Origin of the sequence: Kitasatospora sp. NPDC008115 (assembly GCF_042957205.1) — a bacterium.
Classification (GTDB): domain Bacteria; phylum Actinomycetota; class Actinomycetes; order Streptomycetales; family Streptomycetaceae; genus Kitasatospora.
This window is the reverse complement of record NZ_JBIBHU010000001.1, coordinates 15022-34467: the sequence shown is the minus strand read 5'-3', so window position 1 is coordinate 34467 and position 19446 is coordinate 15022. Positions and strand designations below refer to the sequence as shown.

18 protein-coding genes are annotated in these 19446 nt (G+C 73.1%); 8 read left to right on the top strand and 10 right to left on the bottom strand.

The annotated features are described in order from the left end of the window. Positions 1-79: 79 nt before the first annotated feature. Both ACFZBX_RS00130 and ACFZBX_RS00125 read right to left on the bottom strand, forming a co-directional pair. Positions 80-775 carry a class I SAM-dependent methyltransferase gene (locus ACFZBX_RS00130; protein ID WP_391531014.1) on the bottom strand — a complete coding sequence of 232 codons (696 nt, stop codon included), beginning with the start codon at positions 773-775 and terminating at the stop codon, positions 80-82. Positions 776-1462: 687 nt separating this feature from the next. Then, positions 1463-4441 (bottom strand): BTAD domain-containing putative transcriptional regulator, encoded by a 2979-nt coding sequence (locus ACFZBX_RS00125; RefSeq protein WP_391530380.1) that lies wholly within the window; start codon positions 4439-4441, stop codon positions 1463-1465. A gap of 218 nt (positions 4442-4659) precedes the next feature. Between ACFZBX_RS00125 and ACFZBX_RS00120 the strand changes: the two genes are divergently transcribed. Continuing rightward, positions 4660-4917 carry a hypothetical protein gene (locus tag ACFZBX_RS00120; protein WP_391530378.1) on the top strand — a complete coding sequence of 86 codons (258 nt, stop codon included), beginning with the start codon at positions 4660-4662 and terminating at the stop codon, positions 4915-4917. 263 nt (positions 4918-5180) lie between these two features. Here the strand turns inward: ACFZBX_RS00120 and ACFZBX_RS00115 are convergent, their stop codons facing one another. Beyond that, a complete protein-coding gene (locus ACFZBX_RS00115; RefSeq protein ID WP_391530377.1) occupies positions 5181-5459 on the bottom strand; it encodes a hypothetical protein in 279 nt (92 codons plus the stop codon). A gap of 218 nt (positions 5460-5677) precedes the next feature. Here ACFZBX_RS00115 and ACFZBX_RS00110 point away from each other — a divergent pair, with 218 nt between their 5' ends. Further along, positions 5678-6439, top strand: coding sequence for a GntR family transcriptional regulator (locus ACFZBX_RS00110; RefSeq protein ID WP_380757601.1), 762 nt, complete (start codon positions 5678-5680; stop codon positions 6437-6439). An 80-nt stretch (positions 6440-6519) separates the two neighbouring features. Here ACFZBX_RS00110 and ACFZBX_RS00105 read toward each other — a convergent pair whose 3' ends face one another. Continuing rightward, on the bottom strand, positions 6520-8187 hold the full coding sequence (locus tag ACFZBX_RS00105; RefSeq protein ID WP_391530375.1) for a fumarate hydratase: 1668 nt from the start codon (positions 8185-8187) through the stop codon (positions 6520-6522). Positions 8188-8410: 223 nt separating this feature from the next. Here ACFZBX_RS00105 and ACFZBX_RS00100 point away from each other — a divergent pair, with 223 nt between their 5' ends. Further along, positions 8411-9142, top strand: a complete 732-nt coding sequence (locus tag ACFZBX_RS00100) for a DUF1707 domain-containing protein (protein ID WP_391531012.1) — start codon at positions 8411-8413, stop codon at positions 9140-9142. Between the two features lie 360 nt (positions 9143-9502). Further along, the gene (locus ACFZBX_RS00095) at positions 9503-9859 is read left to right on the top strand and encodes a WhiB family transcriptional regulator (RefSeq protein ID WP_391531011.1); all 357 of its coding nucleotides are present in this window, start codon (positions 9503-9505) and stop codon (positions 9857-9859) included. 102 nt (positions 9860-9961) lie between these two features. On the opposite strand, the gene glpX is transcribed toward ACFZBX_RS00095, so the two are convergent. Further along, a complete protein-coding gene (gene glpX, locus ACFZBX_RS00090) occupies positions 9962-11002 on the bottom strand; it encodes a class II fructose-bisphosphatase (RefSeq protein WP_391530374.1) in 1041 nt (346 codons plus the stop codon). A 215-nt stretch (positions 11003-11217) separates the two neighbouring features. On the opposite strand from glpX, the gene ACFZBX_RS00085 reads away from it, so the two are divergent. Beyond that, entirely contained in the window at positions 11218-11754 is a 537-nt protein-coding gene (locus tag ACFZBX_RS00085; protein ID WP_391530372.1) for a DUF4245 domain-containing protein, read from the top strand. Between the two features lie 74 nt (positions 11755-11828). Here the strand turns inward: ACFZBX_RS00085 and ACFZBX_RS00080 are convergent, their stop codons facing one another. The 4 genes from ACFZBX_RS00080 to ACFZBX_RS00065 all read right to left on the bottom strand — a co-directional run bounded on the left by ACFZBX_RS00080 (position 11829) and on the right by ACFZBX_RS00065 (position 15491). After that, positions 11829-12428 carry a malonic semialdehyde reductase gene (locus ACFZBX_RS00080; protein WP_391530371.1) on the bottom strand — a complete coding sequence of 200 codons (600 nt, stop codon included), beginning with the start codon at positions 12426-12428 and terminating at the stop codon, positions 11829-11831. 149 nt (positions 12429-12577) lie between these two features. Then, on the bottom strand, positions 12578-12841 hold the full coding sequence (locus tag ACFZBX_RS00075) for an exodeoxyribonuclease VII small subunit (protein WP_391530369.1): 264 nt from the start codon (positions 12839-12841) through the stop codon (positions 12578-12580). Between the two features lie 66 nt (positions 12842-12907). Then, a complete protein-coding gene (gene xseA, locus ACFZBX_RS00070) occupies positions 12908-14119 on the bottom strand; it encodes an exodeoxyribonuclease VII large subunit (protein ID WP_391530368.1) in 1212 nt (403 codons plus the stop codon). A gap of 10 nt (positions 14120-14129) precedes the next feature. Next, the gene (locus ACFZBX_RS00065) at positions 14130-15491 is read right to left on the bottom strand and encodes an APC family permease (RefSeq protein ID WP_391530366.1); all 1362 of its coding nucleotides are present in this window, start codon (positions 15489-15491) and stop codon (positions 14130-14132) included. A gap of 87 nt (positions 15492-15578) precedes the next feature. Here ACFZBX_RS00065 and ACFZBX_RS00060 point away from each other — a divergent pair, with 87 nt between their 5' ends. Then, positions 15579-16556 carry a 4-hydroxy-3-methylbut-2-enyl diphosphate reductase gene (locus tag ACFZBX_RS00060; protein ID WP_391530364.1) on the top strand — a complete coding sequence of 326 codons (978 nt, stop codon included), beginning with the start codon at positions 15579-15581 and terminating at the stop codon, positions 16554-16556. 153 nt (positions 16557-16709) lie between these two features. Beyond that, positions 16710-17456, top strand: coding sequence for a polyphosphate--glucose phosphotransferase (gene ppgK, locus ACFZBX_RS00055; protein WP_391530363.1), 747 nt, complete (start codon positions 16710-16712; stop codon positions 17454-17456). 34 nt (positions 17457-17490) lie between these two features. Here ppgK and ACFZBX_RS00050 read toward each other — a convergent pair whose 3' ends face one another. Continuing rightward, the gene (locus ACFZBX_RS00050) at positions 17491-17931 is read right to left on the bottom strand and encodes a DUF6542 domain-containing protein (RefSeq protein WP_391530361.1); all 441 of its coding nucleotides are present in this window, start codon (positions 17929-17931) and stop codon (positions 17491-17493) included. A 419-nt stretch (positions 17932-18350) separates the two neighbouring features. Between ACFZBX_RS00050 and ychF the strand changes: the two genes are divergently transcribed. After that, complete coding sequence (gene ychF / locus ACFZBX_RS00045; protein WP_391530360.1) at positions 18351-19424, top strand: redox-regulated ATPase YchF; 1074 nt, start codon at positions 18351-18353, stop codon at positions 19422-19424. Positions 19425-19446: the final 22 nt, after the last annotated feature.

The following is a 19446-nucleotide window of genomic DNA, read 5'->3' as shown; positions in this document are numbered from 1 at the left end:
GGTGCCTGTCCTGGGGATCGTTACGGTCTGGGGTCTGTCGGGGTCTGCCTGGGTCTGCCGGGACCTGCGGTCCGGCCCGTCAGCCGGTCCGCCGGCAGTGGAGGAACAGCTGCTCCTCCGGCGGTAGCGAGGTGCTGGCGGGAGCGTACGGACGCCCCTCCAGCTCCTCGACCGCGAACCCGGCGGCCAGCAGGACCCGTTCGAGATCCTCCCGCAGGTATCCGCTGATCCGCAGCTCCCGGCCGAGGAACGGCAGGGGAACGTGATCGAGATCCGCCTCGACCATACCCAGCGCCAGCCGTCCGCCGGGCCGCAGCAGCTCGCGCAGCCGGCCCAGCACGACGGGGATCTCGTCCTGGGGGAGCAGGATCAGCGAGAAGAAGGCGGTGACCGCGTCGAAGGTGCCGCGCCCGGCGGGCCCGAGCAGGGGCGCGTTCCAGGCGGAGCGGGCGCGCTCGGTGGCGAGGTCGAACATGTCCATGCGGTGCAGGACGGGCGGGTGCGGGCCGGGGTGGCCGGCCTGCCGGGCCAGGTTCAGCATGACGTCCGAGAGGTCCACACCGGTGACCCGCATCCCGGCCGCGACCAGCTGCCGGACGGTCGGGTCGCCGTTGCCGCAGCCGACGTCCAGCACCTCGGCGCCCGGCGCGAGCCCGGCCAGCAGCCGGCGCCCGCAGGCCAGCTGTCCGTCCTTGGAGGGGAACGCCTCGGCGTAGCCGGTGCCGATGGTGTCGAAGGCGACCGCTTGCAGGGCGCGCGCGGCCCGGCGGCGCAGGACGTCGGACCCGTCGTCGCCACCCGCGTCCTCGCCGACGGGGAACGGATCCGATATCTGTCCGGTCGTCACGATCGAGGCACCTTTCCGGCCGGGCCTCCGGTCGGCTGGACGAGGCGCGGGGCCGGGCCGCCGTCTCCTCCCGGCGTCCGCGCTGCCCCGCCGGCCCGCTGCCGGTGGCGGTACGTCACGCTCCCCGCGTCACAATGACTGCATTGCCACGCTGACTGCACGCTGACACTTTGCACAGACTCTTTGCACAGAGACACTCTGCACTGCGGGAGCGCCGCCGCGCTGCCTTTTCCGGATTGCTTCACCGGAGAAGTGCACTTGTGTGTGTACTGGACTCCGAGAATATGCGTGATCACTGCGCGATGGGGTCCGTTTCCGGCCAACTCGTGGCGCTTGGCCGAGGATGCCCCCCTGCCCGGAGGCGCGGGGCGCGCCCCGGGGTGGTGCGGTCCGGCCCCGCACGCCGCGCGGTGGGCTGCCGCACCCTCGCCGACCTGCTGCTTCGTCGACGGACGGGCCGACAACCGGGCGTTTATTGAACGTCAATCCGGTCGGTGCACAGTGGAGTCCAGCGCCGGGGAAGCGTTGAAGGTGGTCCCGCAGCCGGGGGGCTGCGGGACCACCTGACGCTCACGGGGGAAAGGCCTCCCGGGGGAGCACGGGGGAACGGAGGCCTTACGGCGCGGGGGGAGAGAGGGGCTCGGTGTGCTGCTGGGAGATGAGGTCCGCCACGGGGGAGGCCTCGGGCACACCGAGCCGCGTGAAGATGGCGTGCGCTCCGCGCAGACACGCCAGGCCGCGTGCGGGCTGGGCGAGGGCGAGCAAGGCCTCGCCCAGCGCGGCACTGGCCAGGCCCTGGCAGTAGGCGGAGTCCATCTCCAGGCCGATCGCCAGCGACTCCTCCGCCGCCTCGGCCGCCTCGGCCTGCTGGCCGGCGGCGAGCAGGGCGGAGGACAGCCGGGCGAGGGTGTAGCCCTCGCGCAGCCGGTTCTGCTGCGACTGGTAGAGCCGGTGGGACTCGCGCAGGTGCTCGGCGGCGGTCGCGGGATTGTCGGCGGAGGAGAGCACCACGCCGAGCTGGTACAGGGTGTCGGCCAGACAGGGGCCGTTCTTCGAGGCGCGCGCGGTGGCGACCGCCTCGGTGACCGAGCGGACGGCCGTCTCGACCATGCCCAGGCCGAGTTGGGCCCGGGCCATGTTGCCGAGCAGCCGTGCCTCGCCGATCGGCGCGCCCACCACCCGACTGATGGCGAGGGCCTGCTCGAAGAACGGCAGCGCCTCGCCGGGGCGGTTCGCCAGGCTCAGGACGATGCCGAGGTCGTTGGCCGCCATGGACTGCAGGACGGTCATGTCGTCCGCGTCCTGGAGCCCGAGGCTCTTGCGGAGCGACTGCTCGGCACCCTGGAAGTCGTTGGTGATCGACTGCAGTGTCCCGAAGACGAAGTGGACCCGGGCGAGCGCCGCCGGGTCCCCGTACCGTCCGGCGTTGTGCTCCGCCGCTTCCAGCATGCGGCGCACGCGCATTCCGTGGGTCGGGTCCTCCACCAGGCTGCCGAGGATGATCAGCAGGTCGACGGCGGGCCGCAGCAACAGGCCCGGGCCCTGAACCGCGGCCTCGACCGAGCTGAGCAGCAGCGCGGTTTCGGTCCGGAGCCACTCCCGGGCGAACGCGTTGGTGATCAGCGCGATGCCGGCGGAGCCGGGCACGTTGAGCGGCTCGGGCAGCTGGTCGTCGGGCTCGATGGCCCGGGCCGCGTTCCGGACCGTGGCGAGCAGGAGGTCGAGCAGCCGGAGCACCGCCGCCTGCTGTTCCGCGTCGTCCCCGGACCGCTCGTTCTGCCGCTGCGCGTAGAGCCGGAGCAGGTCGTGGTACCGGTAGCGGCCGGGGGAGAAGGTCTCCAGCATGTTGGCCTCGACGAGCGCCTCGGCGAGGTCCTCGGCCTCGGCCTCGTCGGTTCCGAGCAGCGCCGCCACCGCCGGCAGCGGCAGGTCCGGCGAGTCCACGACCGAGAGCAGGCGAAAGGCCCGGGCCTCGGCGGGGGAGAGCTGTCCGTAGCCGAGCCCGATGGTGGTCTCCACGGCGAGGTTGCCGAGTTGGAGCTCGTCCAGGCGCCGGCGCTGATCGGCTAAGCGGCGGGCGAGGTCCGAGACGCTCCACCGGGGACGGCTGGCGAGCCGGGCCGCGGCGATCCGGACGGCGAGCGGCAGGAAGCCGCAGGCGGTCACCACCGCCATGGCCGCCTCCGGTTCGGCGGCGACGCGCTGCTCGCCGACGATCGCGGAGAACAGCGCCAGCGCCTCCTCCGGCGTCAGCTCCTCGACGTCCACCAGGTGCGCGCCGGGGATGCCGGCCAGCCGGGAGCGGCTGGTGGCGAGCACCGCGCAGCCGGAGACTCCCGGGATCAGGGGCCGGATCTGCTCGGAGTCCTGGGCGTTGTCGAGCAGGATCAGCATCCGCCGGCTGGCGAGCAGCGAGCGGTAGAGGGCGGCGCGCTGTTCCAGCGAGTCCGGGTTCTCCGTGACGCCGAGGGAGTGCAGGAAGTCGCCGAGGACCACGGCCGGGTCGGCGGGCGAGGCGCCCGCGCCGCGCAGGTCGACGTACAGCTGCCCGTCCGGGAACTCCGCGCGCACCCGATGGGCGACGTGCACGGCGAGCGTGGTCTTGCCGACGCCGCCGATGCCCGCCAGCGAGGTGACGACGACGGCCTGGCCGGTGGCGTTCATCAGTACGGCCGAGAGATCGGAGACCATCTCCGCACGGCCGCTGAAGTCCGAGACGTCGGCCGGGAGCTGGGCGGGCGCCGGCGGGGCGGCGGGCCCCTCCTCGCGGGCGGCGGCCGGCGGCGCGGGCACGGCCGGCAGGGTCAGCGCCGGGTCCGCGGCCAGGATCCGGGAGTGCATGGTGGACAGCCCGGCGCCCGGTTCGACGCCCAGCTCGTCGATCAGCAGCTTGCGGGTGTCGGTGTAGACGCCGAGCGCCTCCGCCTGCCGGCCGCAGCGGTACAGCGCCAGCATCAGCAGTTCGCGCAGCCGCTCGCGCAGCGGGTGCTCGGCGGTGAGCGAGTTCAACTCGCCGACCACCTCGGCGTGCAGGCCGATGTCCAGGGCGAGCGCGCAGCGGTCCTCGGCGACCGAGACCTGCCGCTCGCCCAGCCGCTGCCGTTGGGCGTCCGCGTACGGGCCGGGAACGCCGGTGAGCGGGCGGCCGGCGAACAGCGCGAGCGAGCGGACCAGCAGCTGGTGGGCGTTGTCGAGGTCCCCGGCGTTGCGGGCGGTCGCGGCCTCGGCGGCGAGGTGCTCGAAGACCGTCATGTCGAGGGCCTCGGCCGGGATGTGCAGCGCGTAGCCGTCGGCGACGGAGACGAGGAACTCGGCGGGCCGCCGCACCTCGCGGCGGGGCTCGATCACCGTGCGCAGCCGGGAGACGTAGGTGCGCAGCGCCGCGACGGCCTGGGTGGGCGGCCGGTCGCCCCAGAGGCCGTCGACGAGGTCCTGGGTGGTGACGGGGCGTCCGGCGTGCAGCAGGAGCATCGTCAGGACGGCCTGCTGCTGCGGGGAGCCGAGGGCGAGCTGCCTGCCGTCGAGCCAGGCCTGGACCGGACCGAGTACCTGGAATCGCAGCGCCGGTGCAGGCGGCGTTTCCCGCAACTCCATGTGGTCCCCCGATGGCCTGGTGTCGATTTCCCGGTAGGGCGCTCGGCGGTTCCGCCCTTGTGTGGTGGCCTCAGCTTAGGCGGGGGGCCGACTCTGCCGGACGGCACGGTCAGCCGCACGATGTTTATCGGACATTTAATCAACCCTACGATACTGACCCCGAGCCCGCGCCAAGTCGGTGGGGCGGAAGACACCTGTGACCGAAAGGCGGCCCACGTATGGCCAACGACCAGAGCGAGACCCCCGTGCCGGCCGACGACGCCGTTACCGCGGAGGCCGGCCAGGCCGTCGAGGGCGCGGTCGCCGCGACCTCGGAGCAGACCGAGTACGCCGAGCCCTCCGCCGACCGCAAGACCGACCTGGAGGACGACCTCTTCGGCGACGAGGGTGAGTACCTGCTGGAGCAGGGCACCCCGGCCGTCGACGAGCCCGGCACCCGTCGTGAGCCGCAGGGCGTCATCTCCAGCCACCCGTAATCCGTCCCATCAGCGGTTCCAGGGGGGAACGCTTGAACAGGCTTCGTCGCCTCACGGTCGTCGCCGTCTCGACGATCGTGGTGACCACCGGCTACCTCGTGACGGCCACCGGCGCCTCCGCCGGAGTCATCGCCGGTCACCCGTAGCCCCACACAGCACCCGAGTGCCCCGCACCCCGCCGTCCCGGCGGTGCGGGGCACTCGCACGTCCGGGACGGGTCCGGTGGCCGGAATTCACCGGTGGGGTTGCCCCGCGGGCCTGTCTCAGGCCGCGTGGGCGGGGGCGGCGGGCCCCGGGTCGGCGCGGCCGCCCGGCCCGCTCCGCTCCGCCGGGTCGGCCTCCGGGGCGCCCCCGCCGGCCGGGGCCGCGGGGGCCAGGTGCTCGGGGCGGGCGGTCCACTCGCGGCCGCCCTCGGGCGGGCGGAGGTAGTGCTCCCCACCGATGGTGTCCATGTAGATGCCGGTGCGTCCGGTCCTGGTGTCGAGGACGGGTTCCCCCACGCGCGGCCGGTAGGCCGCGGCGGCGCGCTTTCGGATGCTCACCGCGCTGCTCCTTGCTGCTCCGGTGCGGGCGCGGCGACGGTGGTGGCCGGCCCTGGTCGCTGTCGTGGCTTGGCTTGGTTCGGCTCTGCTCGGCGACTACCCAGCATCTCTAGAGAAGCTAATATCTCTAGAGATGTCAACGGTCGAACCGGTCCTATCGGCTTACCGCAGACCGAAGGCGCGCCTACGATTTCCAGCGAAGGACGAGGGAGAAGGCGATGGTCGGCAGCAGTAGCGGCGAGAAGCAGCCCAAGTACCAACGGATCGCCGACACCCTGAAGGCGGCCATCGACGCCGGCGAGTACCGCGCGGGCGACCGGCTCCCCGGCGAGAACGACCTGATGGACACCTACGGCGTGGCCCGGATGACCGCCCGCCAGGCGCTCGGCGTGCTGCAGAGCGAGGGCATCGCCGAGGCCCGCCGCGGGGCGGGCGTCTTCGTCCGCGACTTCCGGCCGCTGCGCCGGCGCGGGATCCAGCGGCTCGCCCAGGGCCAGTGGGGCTCGGGCCGCTCGATATGGTCGGCCGACACCGCCCACCGCAGCCTGGTCGTCGACCAGGTCGCGGTCACCGAGCAGGGCGCGCCTGAGCACGTCGCCCGGGTGCTCGGCGTCGACCCGGGCGAGCCGATGTGCGTCCGGCACCGCCGCTTCGTCCTGGACGGCAAGCCGGTCCTGCTCTCCACGTCCTACCTGCCGGCCGGCCTGGTCGCGGGCACCGCCATCACCCGCGAGGACACCGGCCCGGGCGGCACCTACGCCCGCCTCGCCGAGATCGGCGCCAAGCCGGTGCACTTCCGCGAGGAGGTCCGCTCCCGGATGCCCAGCGCCGACGAGGCGGCCCGCCTGGACCTCTCGGCCGGCACCCCCGTCATCCTGATCTGCCGCACCGCCTTCGCCGACGAGGGCCAGGTCGTCGAGCTGAACGAGATGACCCTGGACGCCGCCTCCTACGTCCTGGAGTACGACTTCGACGCCTGACCGCCCGGAACGGAACCCCCTCCGACGCCGCCGCCCCGGGCGCGGGGGGCGGCCGGGGCGGGGCGGGGGCAAGGGGAGGGTTACTCCTTGGAGCGGACGCGCAGGCTGGTGATCAGCGGGCCCTCGGTCGTCTCGCGGAAGAAGTCGTTGCCCTTGTCGTCGACCACGATGAAGGCCGGGAAGTCCTCGACCTCGATGCGCCAGACGGCCTCCATGCCCAGTTCGGCGTACTCCAGGACCTCGACCTTCTTGATGCAGTCCTGGGCGAGGCGGGCGGCGGGGCCGCCGATGGAGCCGAGGTAGAAGCCGCCGTGCTGGGCGCAGGCGTCGGTGACCTGCTTGGAGCGGTTGCCCTTGGCGAGCATGACCATCGAGCCGCCGGCGGCCTGGAACTGGTCGACGTAGGAGTCCATCCGGCCGGCAGTGGTGGGGCCGAAGGAGCCGGAGGCGTAGCCCTCGGGGGTCTTGGCCGGGCCGGCGTAGTAGACCGGGTGGTCCTGGAGGTACTTGGGCATGCCCTCGCCGGCGTCCAGGCGCTCCTTGATCTTGGCGTGCGCGATGTCGCGGGCGACGACCAGGGTGCCGGTGAGCGAGAGCCGGGTCTTCACCGGGTACTTGGAGAGTTCGGCGCGGATCGCGGACATCGGCTGGTCGAGGTCGATGCGCACCACGTCGTCGTCGAGGTGTTCGTCGGTGGTGTCCGGCAGGTACTTCGCCGGGTCGGTCTCCAGCTGCTCCAGGAAGACGCCCTCGGCGGTGATCTTGCCGAGCGCCTGGCGGTCGGCCGAGCAGGAGACGGCCATCGCGACGGGCAGCGAGGCGCCGTGGCGCGGCAGGCGGACCACGCGCACGTCGTGGCAGAAGTACTTGCCGCCGAACTGGGCGCCGATGCCGATCTTCTGGGTCAGCTCGGTGACCTTGGCCTCCAGCTCCAGGTCGCGGAAGCCGTGGCCGGTCTTCGCGTCGCCGGAGGTCGGCAGGTTGTCCAGGTAGTGCGCGGAGGCGTACTTGGCGGTCTTCAGCGCGAACTCCGCGCTGGTGCCGCCGATCACGATCGCCAGGTGGTACGGCGGGCAGGCCGCGGTGCCCAGCGAGCGGATCTTCTGCTCCAGGAACGAGAGCATGCTCGCCTCGTTCAGGATCGCCTTGGTCTCCTGGTACAGGTACGACTTGTTGGCCGAGCCGCCGCCCTTGGCCATGAAGAGGAACTTGTAGGCGTCGCCGTCGGTGGCGTACAGCTCGATCTGCGCCGGCAGGTTGTTGCCGGTGTTCTTCTCGTCCCACATGGTGACCGGGGCCATCTGGGAGTACCGCAGGTTGAGCCTGGTGTACGCGTCGAAGACGCCGCGCGCGACGGCGGCCTCGTCGCCGCCCCGGGTGAGCACGTTCTGGCCGCGCTTGCCCATGACGATGGCGGTGCCGGTGTCCTGGCACATCGGCAGGATGCCGCCGGCCGAGATGTTGACGTTCTTCAGCAGGTCCAGCGCCACGAAGCGGTCGTTCGGGCTGGCCTCCGGGTCGTCCAGGATGCGGCGCAGCTGGGCGAGGTGGGCCGGGCGCAGGTAGTGCGAGATGTCGTGCATCGCCTCGGCGGTGAGCAGCCGCAGGGCCTCGGGCTCGACCTGGAGGAAGGTGCGTCCGCCGGCCTCGAAGGTGGAGACGCCTTCGGAGGTGAGCTTGCGGTAGGGGGTCGGGTCAGCGCCCAGGGGGAGCAGGTCGCTGTACTCGAAGTCCGGCGTGGGAGCCATGGGGGCGGTCCTTAGGTGTCCAGTGTTGCCGGTGTTCCGGCTGCGTCGGCGAAGCACCCTGGAGGGGCGAAACCACCCTCAAGGGTAGGACCCGGCGATTTCCCGCACGCGGGAAGGTCCGCCTGCGTGACCAGGGTCACCCGCGGGTGGGTACGGGGGTTGCCCCGTTGACTAGGCTGACCCCGTGGACAACACGCCGTCGAAGGACCCGCAGGACCAGCAGATGGACGATCAGGGGCAGGGGCCCGTACCGATGACCAAGCCCGCGGCGACGCCGCCCGCGCGGCCCGCGCACGCCCCGGTGGCGCAGGCCGAGATGCGGGCGTCGGACGCGGACCGCGAACGGGTGGCGGAGCTGCTGCGCGACGCCTACGCCGAGGGACGGCTGGACGTCGAGGAGCACGCCGAGCGGATCGAGGCGGCCTACGCGGCCAAGACGCTGGGCGAGCTCGTGCCGCTGACCCGGGACCTCCCGGTGCACCGCGAGATCTCCTTCGAGAAGGCCCCGCTGGGCGCCCCGGACCCGGCGGCCGGTCCCCGGCCGGACGGTCCGGTGCGGCTGCCGGCCCGCAACGAGGCGCCGACCATGCTGGCGGTCTTCGGCGGCTCCTCCCGCAAGGGGCGCTGGCGGGTGGGCTCCCACCTGCGGGCGGTGGCGATCTTCGGCGGGGTGGAGATCGACCTGACCGACGCCGTCTTCGAGTCGCCCGAGGTGGTGATCGACGTGGTGGCGATCTTCGGCGGGGTGGAGATCAAGGTGCCGGAGAACGTCAGCCTGCACGGCGGCGGCGTCGGCATCTTCGGCGGCTTCGACGTCAAGGAGCAGACCGCGGCCGACCCGTACGCGCCGGTGGTGCGGGTGAAGGGCACCGCGGTGTTCGGCGGCTGCGAGGCCAAGCCGCGCCGGGGCAAGAAGCTCAAGGAGTGGGTGCGCAAGCAGCTCGGCGCCGACTGAGCCGCGCGCCGATCACGGGCCCGGTGCCCGGCCGGAGGCAACTCCCGGCCGGGCACTCGCCGTTGTGACGGGTGCACGCTGTAGTCGGTTGCGTGCAGTGTGCATGAATCGCGCGGGCGTGGGGTAGTTCCTCTGGCACATCGCTTCTTGTACGGCTGCGTACCGGAGGCGGCCTGAGGCCGGCCCGGGGGTGTGAACGGGGGCCCGCAGCTGGGCAGGGGAGCGAGCTTCCCCGTGTCCGAGAGCCTCGTCAGGAGTACGGCCGTGCTGCATCCGATCGAGTCCCGCACCACCTCGTCCGCCGCCCCTGAGCAGGCCGCCCCGTCGCCGGCCGCGCGGCCGTCCGCCGCCGCCTCGCCGGTGGTCGCGGCCCAGTTGCTGGACCGGCGCCCGGCCCCGCAGCCGGCCGGCGAGGACAACCCGTGGCACACCGCCGCGGCCTGCCGGCGGGACGAGGTGGGCCTGTTCTTCGCGCCGTCCAAGGAGCCGACCGCGGCCCGGCTGTCGCGCGAGGAGCAGGCGAAGCAGGTCTGTGCCCGCTGCCCGGTGCTGCTGGACTGCCGGGAGCACGCGCTGGCGCAGCCGGAGCCGTACGGGGTCTGGGGCGGGCTGACGGCGGCCGAGCGCCGGGTGGTGCTGGCGCGCCGCCGCCGCCGGGACGCCGAGCTGCGCGAGGCGGCCCGGGTGCCGGGAGCGCGGGGCCGGATCGCCGGTTGACCGCCGGGGGCGGGCCCCGTCGGGTGACGAGAAAGCCCGCGGGCTCGGCGAAGGGGGATTTCGCCGAGCCCGCGGGCCGTGTCGTGCGCGCCCGCGGCCGGGTCAGTTGGCGCGGTCGAAGTCGATCGCGCTGTAGGCCCGCAGCTTGGACAGCTTGTGGGTGGAGTTGATCTCCCGGATGGTGCCGCTCTTGGAGCGCATCACCAGCGAGCTGGTGGTGGCGGTCTCCTGGCGGTAGTGCACGCCGCGCAGCAGCTCGCCGTCGGTGATGCCGGTGGCGACGAAGAACACGTTCTCGCCGCTGACCAGGTCGTCGGTGGAGAGCACCCGGTCGAGGTCGTGCCCGGCGTCCAGGGCCTTCTGGCGCTCGGCGTCGTCCTTGGGCCAGAGCCGGCCCTGGATCACGCCGCCCATGCACTTCATCGCGCAGGCGGCGATGATGCCCTCGGGGGTGCCGCCGATGCCCATCAGCAGGTCGACGCCGGTGCCCTCGCGGGCGGCCATGATGGCGCCGGCGACGTCGCCGTCGGAGATGTACTTGATCCGGGCGCCCGCCTCGCGGATCTCCTGGACCAGGTTCTGGTGGCGCGGGCGGTCGAGGACGACGACGGTGACGTCCTCGACGGCGACGCCCTTGGCCTTGGCGACCCGGCGGATGTTGACGGCCGGCGGCGCGGTGATGTCGACGAAGTCGGCGGCCTCCGGGCCGGTGACCAGCTTGTCCATGTAGAAGACCGCGCTCGGGTCGAACATGGTGCCGCGGTCGGCGACGGCCAGGACGGCGACCGCGTTGTTCATGCCCTTGGCGGTGAGGGTGGTGCCGTCGACCGGGTCCACCGCGACATCGCACTCGGCGCCGGTGCCGTCGCCGACCCGCTCGCCGTTGTAGAGCATCGGTGCCTCGTCCTTCTCGCCCTCGCCGATGACGACGATGCCGTTCATCGAGACGGTGGAGACGAGGGTGCGCATGGCGCGGACGGCCGCGCCGTCGGCGCCGTTCTTGTCGCCGCGCCCGACCCAGCGGCCGGCGGCGAGCGCGGCGGCCTCGGTGACCCGGACGAGTTCGAGCGCGAGGTTCCGGTCCGGAGCCTCCGGCGCGACCTCCAGGGCGCTGGGCAGGTGGTGCGGGTACTGCGTGGTCATCGTCGTTACCTCTCTGTACGCGACGGCCAGTGAGCGCCCGACTACTGCCTGGTCGAACGCCGTGGTGAGGGTGTTGCGATCGTATCTGCCCCCGGGACGGGTGTCTGTGGCGCGGGTCCCCCCGCGGGGCCCGGGCGGCGGGTCCCGCCCCTGTTCACCCGGACGTGCAGACCCCGGGTGCGCGGCTGCGCGTCGGCATGAGTCACCATGTGGGGGTGGCTGGAGAGAGCAAGGGCATGAGGGGCCGGCAGACCGTACGGGACATGGTCCTGTCGATGCTGGCCGTCGGCGTCGTGGTCTGGGTCGGGTACCTGTTCCTGCCGCACGACGCGGACGGCGACGGGGTCCGCACGGTCGAGTACTCGGTGGCCGCGGCCTCCGCGAAGCGGGCCGCGCCGTATCCGCTGGTCTCCCCGGAGGGCCTGCCCGCGCAGTGGCGGGCCACCTCGGTGACGTACAACCCGGCGTCGATGGGCCTCGGCAAGGGCAACGCCTGGCACCTGGGCTTCGTCACCCCCTCCGGCCAGTACGCGGCCGTGGAGCAGAGCGACGCCAAGCCCGAGGACATGGTGAAGGCGGCGGTGGCCGACGGGAAGCCGGACGGCACCGTGGACATCGCCGGGCAGGCCTGGGAGCGGGTGCAGGGTCCCAAGGCGCGGGCGCTCACCGTGCAGTCCGGCGGGGCGACGACCGTGCTGACCGGCACCGCCTCCTACGAGGAGCTGGCCGAGCTGGCCCGGGCGCTGAAGTAGTCCGTTCCCGCCGGAGCGAACGCGAAGGGCCCCGCACACGCCGTGTGCGGGGCCCTCGTCCGTCGGCCTCAGGCTCAGACGGTGGTGACGACCTCGTCGTAGGCCAGGCGCGGCGAGCGCGGGTACCAGGCGTTCTCGCCCGGCTTGCCGATGTTCACCACGGCCAGCACCGAGTGCTCGCCGTCGGCGAAGAACTCCTTGTTGATGCCCTCGGCGTCGTAGCCGGTCATCGGGCCGGCGGCCAGGCCGGCGGCGCGCACGCCGATGATGAAGTAGCCGGCCTGCAGAGCGCCGTTCATCGCGGCCGAGCGCTCACGGGCCGGGCGCTCGGTGAAGTAGTCCTTGGCGCCGGGGAAGTGCGGGAAGACGGTCGGCAGCTCCTCGTGGAACTCGTTGTCCACGGCCAGGATGGCGGTCAGCGGGGCGGCGGCGGTCTTGGCCTTGTTGCCCTCGCCGAGGTGCTGGACCAGGCGCTCGCGCGCCTCGGCCGAGCGGACCAGCACGACGCGCAGCGGCTGCTGGTTCATCGCCGTCGGGCCGAACTTCACCAGCTCGTAGATCGCCTTGACCTGCTCCTCGGAGACCGGCTCGTCGGTGAAGGTGTTGGCGGTGCGGGCCTCGCGGAACAGCAGGTCCTGGGCGGCGGCGTCGAGAACCAGCGCGTCGGTGGTCATGATCAATGCACCTCGGGGAGGAAGAAACGGTGGGGTACGGCTGTTGTCGGTGATCGACCACGGCCGATCGTTGAGTTTCAGCATAAATGAAGATTCAACTATTCCACCGTTGAATGTGACCTGTATCACTCCGGCCGGGGCCCGCCGGATCAGCCCTGCGGCGCGGCCCCCTCCTCGGCGGCCAGCGCCGCGTCCAGCCGCTCCCGGGCACCGTCCAGCCAGCGCTGGCAGACCTTCGCCAGCTGCTCGCCGCGCTCCCACAGCGCCAGCGACTCCTCCAGCGAGGTGCCGCCGTTCTCCAACTGCCGGACCACCTCCAGCAGTGCGTCCCGCGCGTGCTCGTAGCCCAGCGCGTCGTCCGCCGTCGGGGTCTGCGCGGCCGCGGCCGTCGCGTCCTGCTCCTGATCTGCCATGACGCCAGCGTAGGGGCCGGGGCCGACAGCGCGGACCGCCCCCGCGCGACCGCCGTCGGCCGCGGCTCAGCCGCCGGCCACCGTGACGTCGAAGCCGCCGCCCGCCACCCGGGCGTGCAGCCCCTCGCCGGCCACGGCCTGCGCCGGATCGGTCACCACCGTGCCGTCGCCCCGCTGGAGCACCGCGTAGCCGCGCTCCAGGGTGGCCGCCGGGGAGAGCGCCACCACCCGGGCCAGGGTGTGCCCCAGGTCGCTCTGCGCGTGGTCCAGCCGGTGGCGCAGCGTGCGCCGGGACCGCTCCAGCAGCCCGGCCACCTCCTGCCCGCGCCCGTCCAGCATCCGCTGCGGCGCGGCCAGCACCGGGCGGCTGCGCACGCCGTCCAGCCCGTGCTGCTCGCGCTCCACCCGCGCCTGCACGTGCCGCCGGGCCCGGTCGCGCAGCTGGCGGACCTTGGCCAGCTCCTCGCCGACGTCCGGAACCACCCGTTTGGCGGCATCGGTCGGCGTGGAGGCGCGCAGGTCGGCGACGAAGTCCAGCAGCGGCTGGTCCGGCTCGTGGCCGATCGCGCTCACCACCGGCGTCCGGGCGGCCGCGACCAGCCGCACCAGGCCCTCGTCCGAGAACGGCAGCAGGTCCTCGACGCTGCCGCCGCCCCGGGCCACCACGATCACGTCCACCTCGGGGTGCTCGTCCAGCTCGCGGACGGCCGCGCTCACCCGCTCCACCGCGCTGACGCCCTGCACCGGCACGTTGCGGATCTCGAAGCGGACCGCCGGCCAGCGCCGCCGGGCGTTCTCCAGGACGTCCCGCTCGGCCGCCGAACCCCGGCCGGTCACCAGCCCCACGCACTGCGGCAGGAACGGCAGCGGCTTCTTGCGGTCCGCGGCGAACAGCCCCTCGCCGGCCAGCCGCCGCTTCAGCTGCTCCAGCCGGGCCAGCAACTCGCCCAGCCCGACCAGCCGGATCTCGGCGGCCCGCAGCGAGAGCTGGCCGCGCGCCGCGTACCACTCGGGCTTGGCGTGCACGATCACCCGCGAGCCCTCCTGCACCGCGTCCGCGACCTGGTCGAAGACGGAGCGGAAGCACGTCACGGTCAGCGAGACGTCGGCCTGCGGGTCGCGCAGCGTCAGGAACACCACGCCCGCCCCCGGTCGCCGGCTGAGCTGGGTGATCTGCCCCTCCACCCAGACCGCGCCGAGCCGGTCGACCCAGCCCCCGATCAGCGCGGAGACCTTGCCGACCGGGAGCGGAGCTTCGGGGGAACTGGGATTCGCCATGCGTACGAGGCTATCGGCGTCCGCCGACAGCGGAAGCCCGCCGGCCGAGCAGCACCAGCAGGCCGACCGCCAGCCAGACCAGCCCCACCACCTGCGCGGTCCCCGAGGCCTCGGCCACCACCGCGCCGATCACCGCCACGCCCAGCACCGGCACCACCACGTCCGCCAGCCGGTTGCGCGAGCGGTGCCGCACCGCGTACCAGCCCACCACCGAGGCGTGCAGCAGCGTGAACGCGGTGAGCGCGCCGATGTTCACCACCGAGGTCAGCCGGTCGAGGCCGTCGTCCCGGCCGGCCGCCCAGACCGCCGCCACCAGGGTGACCGTCGCCGACACCAGCAGCGCCCGGCGGGGCACCGCCGAGCCCGGGTCCACCGCGCCCAGGAAGCGCGGCAGCCGCCCGTCGCGGCCCATCGCGAACAGCAGCCGCCCGGCCGCCGCCTGCCCGGCCAGCGCCGCGAACGCCGCGCCGATCGCCTTGCTCGCCGCGACCAGCACGTGCAGCCAGTGCCCGACCGAGTCCTCCACCGTGTCGTAGAACGCCGACCCCTGCGCCGCCGGGTCCGCCGCCAGCTGCTGCGGGGTGAGCGGCTCCAGCAGCGCCGCCAGGTACGTCTGCGCCACGAACAGCACGCCGGCCAGAGCCAGGCACCACAGCACCGCCCGCGCCACCGCCGCCGACGCGCCGACCGCCTCCTCCACGAAGGTCGCGATCGCGTCGAAGCCCAGGTAGGACAGCACCGCCACGGAGACCGCCGCGAGCACCGCCGTCAGCGAGAAGCCGCCGACCGCCGTGAACGGGGTCGCCCAGCCGCGCTGCGCGCCGCCCTGCGCCAGCACCACCACCGCCGCGACCACGAACACCGCCAGCACCGCGAGCTCCATCACCAGCACCGCGAAGCCCACCACGGCCGCCGTCCGCACCCCGGCCAGGTTGAGGCCGGTGGTCAGCACCACCGCGAGCGCCGTCCACACCCAGCGCGAGACGTCCGGCACCAGCGAGTTGAGCGCGATCCCCGAGAACAGGTAGGCGACCGCGGGGATCAGCAGATAGTCGAGCATCGCCATCCAGCCGGCCACGAACCCGGCCGCGTCGCCCAGCCCGGCCCGCGCGTAGGCGTAGACCGAACCGGTCCGCGGCACCGCCCGCACCATCCGGGCGTACGAGACGGCGGTGAATCCCATCGCCACGGTGGCCGCCAGGTAGACCGCGGCGACCGCCCCGTGGCTCTTGGCGTCGAGCACCCCGAACACGCCCACCGGGGCCATCGGGGCGATGAACAGCAGCCCGTACACCATCAGGTCGCGCACACCCAGGCTGCGCCGCAGCCCGTCCGGCCGGTCCGGGCCGCCCGGTTCGACTCGCTCGCTCATAGCTTCCACATTTGAGCACCTGTGACCGGTTCCGGCGGGAACGCGGCGCCCGTCGGCGCGGCCGCGCTCCGCCCGTACGATGGAGCCATGTCCTCCAACACCGCGCAGCGCCGTGTCCTGCTCGCCGCCCCCCGGGGCTACTGCGCGGGCGTCGACCGCGCCGTGATCGCCGTGGAGAAGGCCCTGGACCAGTACGGGGCCCCCATCTACGTCCGTAAGCAGATCGTCCACAACAAGTACGTGGTGCAGACCCTGGAGAAGAAGGGCGCGATCTTCGTCGACGAGACGGAGGAGGTGCCCGAGGGCTCGATCGTGGTCTTCTCGGCCCACGGCGTCGCCCCCTCGGTGCACGACGAGGCCCGGGCCGGCAAGCTCGCCACCGTCGACGCCACCTGCCCGCTGGTGACCAAGGTGCACAAGGAGGCCGTGCGCTTCGCCGACGAGGGCTACGACATCCTGCTGGTGGGCCACGAGGGCCACGAGGAGGTCATCGGCACCATGGGCGAGGCCCCGGACCGGATCCACCTGGTGGACGGCGCCGAGGACGTCGAGAACGTGCAGGTCCGCGACGAGTCCAAGGTCGTCTGGCTCTCCCAGACCACCCTCTCGGTGGACGAGACCATGGCCACCGTCGGCGAGCTGAAGAAGCGCTTCCCGCTGCTGGTCAGCCCGCCCAGCGACGACATCTGCTACGCGACCCAGAACCGCCAGGTCGCCGTCAAGCAGATGGCCCCCGAGACCGACCTGCTGATCGTGGTCGGCTCGAAGAACTCCTCCAACTCCGTGCGCCTGGTCGAGGTCGGCCTGGAGTACGGCGCCAAGGCCGCCCACCTGGTGGACTTCGCCGAGGAGGTCCGCGAGGAGTGGCTGGAGGGCGTCACCACGGTCGGCCTGACCAGCGGCGCCTCGGTGCCGGAGATCCTGGTCGAGGGCGTGCTGGAGTGGCTGGCCGCGCGCGGCTACGACGACGTCTCCACCGTCAAGACCGCCGAGGAGCACCTCGTCTTCTCGCTGCCCAAGGAGCTCCGCCGCGACCTGCGCGCCGAGGCCGCGGGCAAGCTCTAGGCCTTCCGGCCGGGCCTTCCCGGCCGTACCCCCGGCGCGGGACCCGGTGGCCCGTTCGGGTGCCGGGTCCTCCGCTGTGCGGGGCCGGGCGGGTTCTCGTAGGTTTTGTTCCGTGCACAGGCCTGTGGACGACTTCGGCGGAGGGCGGTCGTGATGACGGCGGTATTCGGTGTGGACATCGGCGGCTCGGGCATCAAGGGCGCCCCCGTCGACCTCGCCCGCGGCGTGCTCGCCCAGGAGCGGTGCAAGGTCCTCACCCCGCAGCCCTCCGCCCCGGAGGCCGTCGTCGCCGCCGTCCGCGAGGTGGTCCGCACCTTCGACCACCAGGGTCCGGTGGGCCTCACCTTCCCCGGCGTGGTCGTCGACGGCCGCACCACGACCGCCGCCAACGTCGACAAGGGCTGGGTCGGTCTGGACGCCGCCGGCCTGTTCCGCGAGGCGCTCGACCTGCCGGCCGTGGTGCTCAACGACGCCGACGCGGCCGGCCTCGCCGAGACCGCCCACGGCGCCGGCCGGGGACAGTCCGGGGTGGTCCTGGTGCTCACCTTCGGCACAGGCATCGGCAGCGCCCTGTTCGTGGACGGCGTGCTGGTGCCCAACACCGAACTCGGCCACCTGCAGATGCGCGGAAAGGACGCCGAACGGCGCGCCTCCTCGGCGGCCAGGGAGCGGCACGGGCTGAGCTGGCCGCAGTGGGCCGGGCGGGTGGACGAGTACCTGGACATGGTGGAGATGCTCTTCTCGCCGCAGCTGATCGTGATCGGCGGCGGGGTGAGCCGCAAGCACGAGAAGTTCCTGCCGCTGCTGCGCGAGCGCACGGCGCGGGTGGTCCCGGCGGAGCTGCGCAACGACGCCGGCATCGTCGGCGCGGCCATGGCGGCGGCCCGCGCCACCGCCTGACCCTCCGTCCCGCCCCTCCCCGGCGGGCGGTGGATCAGCGCGCGCGGTGGATCCGCCGCTGGGCGACGAACCGGGCCAGCGCGATCACGGCGGCCAGCCCGGTCCCCGAGAACAGCCAGCCGGAACGGGTGGCCAGGTTGGTCGCCAGCGCCACCAGCTGCGCGGTGAACCCGGTGGAGGTGACCGGCCCGAACAGCAGCAGCGCCACGGCGAAGGCGATCGGCCCGCTGATCGGCGCGGCCAGCAGGTCGGCGTACCGGACCCGGACCGCCAGCTGGAAGCAGACCAGCAGGTAGCCGACGCCGAACAGGACCCCGGGCGTGCCGAAGACCAGCCGGTCCAGGCCCGCCACCGCCACCGTCGCCGCCAGCGCGACCACCCCGGCGCCGACCGCGGTCAGCCGGGCCGGCCGGCCGCTGCGCCGCCGCCCGTAGAGCCGTCCGGCGAGCCGGGGCCGGTCGGGCGGCGCGGACACGGCGCGTAGCCGGGACCCCGGTCCGCCGCCCCGACCGGCGGCCTTGCCCGCGGACTTCCCGGCGTTCCTCCCGCGGGCCCGCCCGGGCGGTTCGGCCGGCTCCCCCGCGCTCTCACGGGCCCTTCCCGGCCCGGGGACGGCGGCCCCGGCCGCGCCGTTCGGCGATCGGCGTCTGGGCCCTGGCGGCTGGGTACGGATGCTCTGCTCCACCCACCCAACGTACGGTCCGATCATCGCCACACTGTGTAATGGGCTGTCGGGGCTTGGTCCGTGTCTCCGGACGGCGTATTGGTGTGACCGCCGCCCGGCCGGGCCGCCGTCGCCGGGGCGGCGGACGCCCGACCCGCTGCCCGTAGACTGGGGGACCGGTCCGGCGTCCGGGCCGGCCCAACTCCTCCAAGCCCACGGGACTGCGCTTCATGTCGCTCACGATCGGAATCGTCGGCCTGCCGAACGTCGGCAAGTCGACCCTGTTCAACGCCCTGACCAAGAACGACGTGCTGGCGGCCAACTACCCGTTCGCCACCATCGAGCCCAACGTCGGCGTCGTCGGCGTCCCGGACGAGCGGCTGGACAAGCTCGCCGAGATCTTCGGCTCGCAGCGCATCCTCCCGGCCACCGTCGACTTCGTCGACATCGCGGGCATCGTCCGCGGCGCCAGCGAGGGCGAGGGCCTGGGCAACAAGTTCCTCGCGAACATCCGCGAGTCGGACGCCATCTGCCAGGTCGTGCGCGCCTTCACCGACCCCGACGTGGTCCACGTGGACGGCAAGGTGTCCCCCAAGGACGACATCGAGACCATCCACACCGAGCTGATCCTGGCCGACCTCCAGACCGTCGAGAAGGTCCTGCCCCGGCTCCAGAAGGAGGCGCGCCTCAAGAAGGACACCGCCCCCGTCCTGGCCGCCGCCGAGGCCGCCCAGGCGATCCTGGAGACCGGCAAGACCCTCTTCGAGGCCGGCTTCGACACCGCCCCGATCCGCGAGCTGCACCTGCTGACCGCCAAGCCCTTCCTCTACGTCTTCAACGTCGACGAGGACGAGCTGGGCGACGAGGACTTCAAGCAGGCCCAGCGCGAGCTGGTCGCCCCCGCCGAGGCGATCTTCCTCAACGCCAAGATCGAGTCCGAGCTGATCGAGCTGGAGGACGCCGAGGCCCTGGAGCTCCTCCAGTCCATGGGCCAGGACGAGCCCGGCCTCGCCACCCTCGCCCGCGTCGGCTTCGACACCCTCGGCCTGCAGACCTACCTCACCGCCGGCCCCAAGGAAGCCCGCGCCTGGACCATCAAGAAGGGCGCCACCGCCCCCGAGGCCGCCGGTGTGATCCACACCGACTTCCAGAAGGGCTTCATCAAGGCCGAGGTCATCTCCTTCACCGACCTCGTCGAGACCGGCTCCCTCCCCGAGGCCCGCGCCAAGGGCAAGGCCCGCATCGAGGGCAAGGACTACATCATGCAGGACGGCGACGTCGTGGAGTTCCGCTTCAACGTCTGAGGACTTCACCGCCTGACGCCTG

Excerpts from the sequence above, each read along its gene's own strand:
- ACFZBX_RS00100 (WP_391531012.1), top strand. The coding sequence starts at position 8,411 with ATGGACGATCAGGGGCAGGGGCCCGTACCGATGACCAAGCCCGCGGCG.
- ACFZBX_RS00080 (WP_391530371.1), bottom strand. The coding sequence starts at position 12,428 with ATGACCACCGACGCGCTGGTTCTCGACGCCGCCGCCCAGGACCTGCTG.
- ACFZBX_RS00060 (WP_391530364.1), top strand. The coding sequence starts at position 15,579 with ATGTCCTCCAACACCGCGCAGCGCCGTGTCCTGCTCGCCGCCCCCCGG.
- ACFZBX_RS00105 (WP_391530375.1), bottom strand. The coding sequence starts at position 8,187 with ATGGCTCCCACGCCGGACTTCGAGTACAGCGACCTGCTCCCCCTGGGC.
- ACFZBX_RS00065 (WP_391530366.1), bottom strand. The coding sequence starts at position 15,491 with ATGAGCGAGCGAGTCGAACCGGGCGGCCCGGACCGGCCGGACGGGCTG.
- ACFZBX_RS00125 (WP_391530380.1), bottom strand. The coding sequence starts at position 4,441 with ATGGAGTTGCGGGAAACGCCGCCTGCACCGGCGCTGCGATTCCAGGTA.
- ACFZBX_RS00110 (WP_380757601.1), top strand. The coding sequence starts at position 5,678 with ATGGTCGGCAGCAGTAGCGGCGAGAAGCAGCCCAAGTACCAACGGATC.
- ACFZBX_RS00120 (WP_391530378.1), top strand. The coding sequence starts at position 4,660 with ATGGCCAACGACCAGAGCGAGACCCCCGTGCCGGCCGACGACGCCGTT.
- ACFZBX_RS00075 (WP_391530369.1), bottom strand. The coding sequence starts at position 12,841 with ATGGCAGATCAGGAGCAGGACGCGACGGCCGCGGCCGCGCAGACCCCG.
- ppgK (WP_391530363.1), top strand. The coding sequence starts at position 16,710 with ATGACGGCGGTATTCGGTGTGGACATCGGCGGCTCGGGCATCAAGGGC.
- glpX (WP_391530374.1), bottom strand. The coding sequence starts at position 11,002 with ATGACCACGCAGTACCCGCACCACCTGCCCAGCGCCCTGGAGGTCGCG.
- xseA (WP_391530368.1), bottom strand. The coding sequence starts at position 14,119 with ATGGCGAATCCCAGTTCCCCCGAAGCTCCGCTCCCGGTCGGCAAGGTC.
- ychF (WP_391530360.1), top strand. The coding sequence starts at position 18,351 with ATGTCGCTCACGATCGGAATCGTCGGCCTGCCGAACGTCGGCAAGTCG.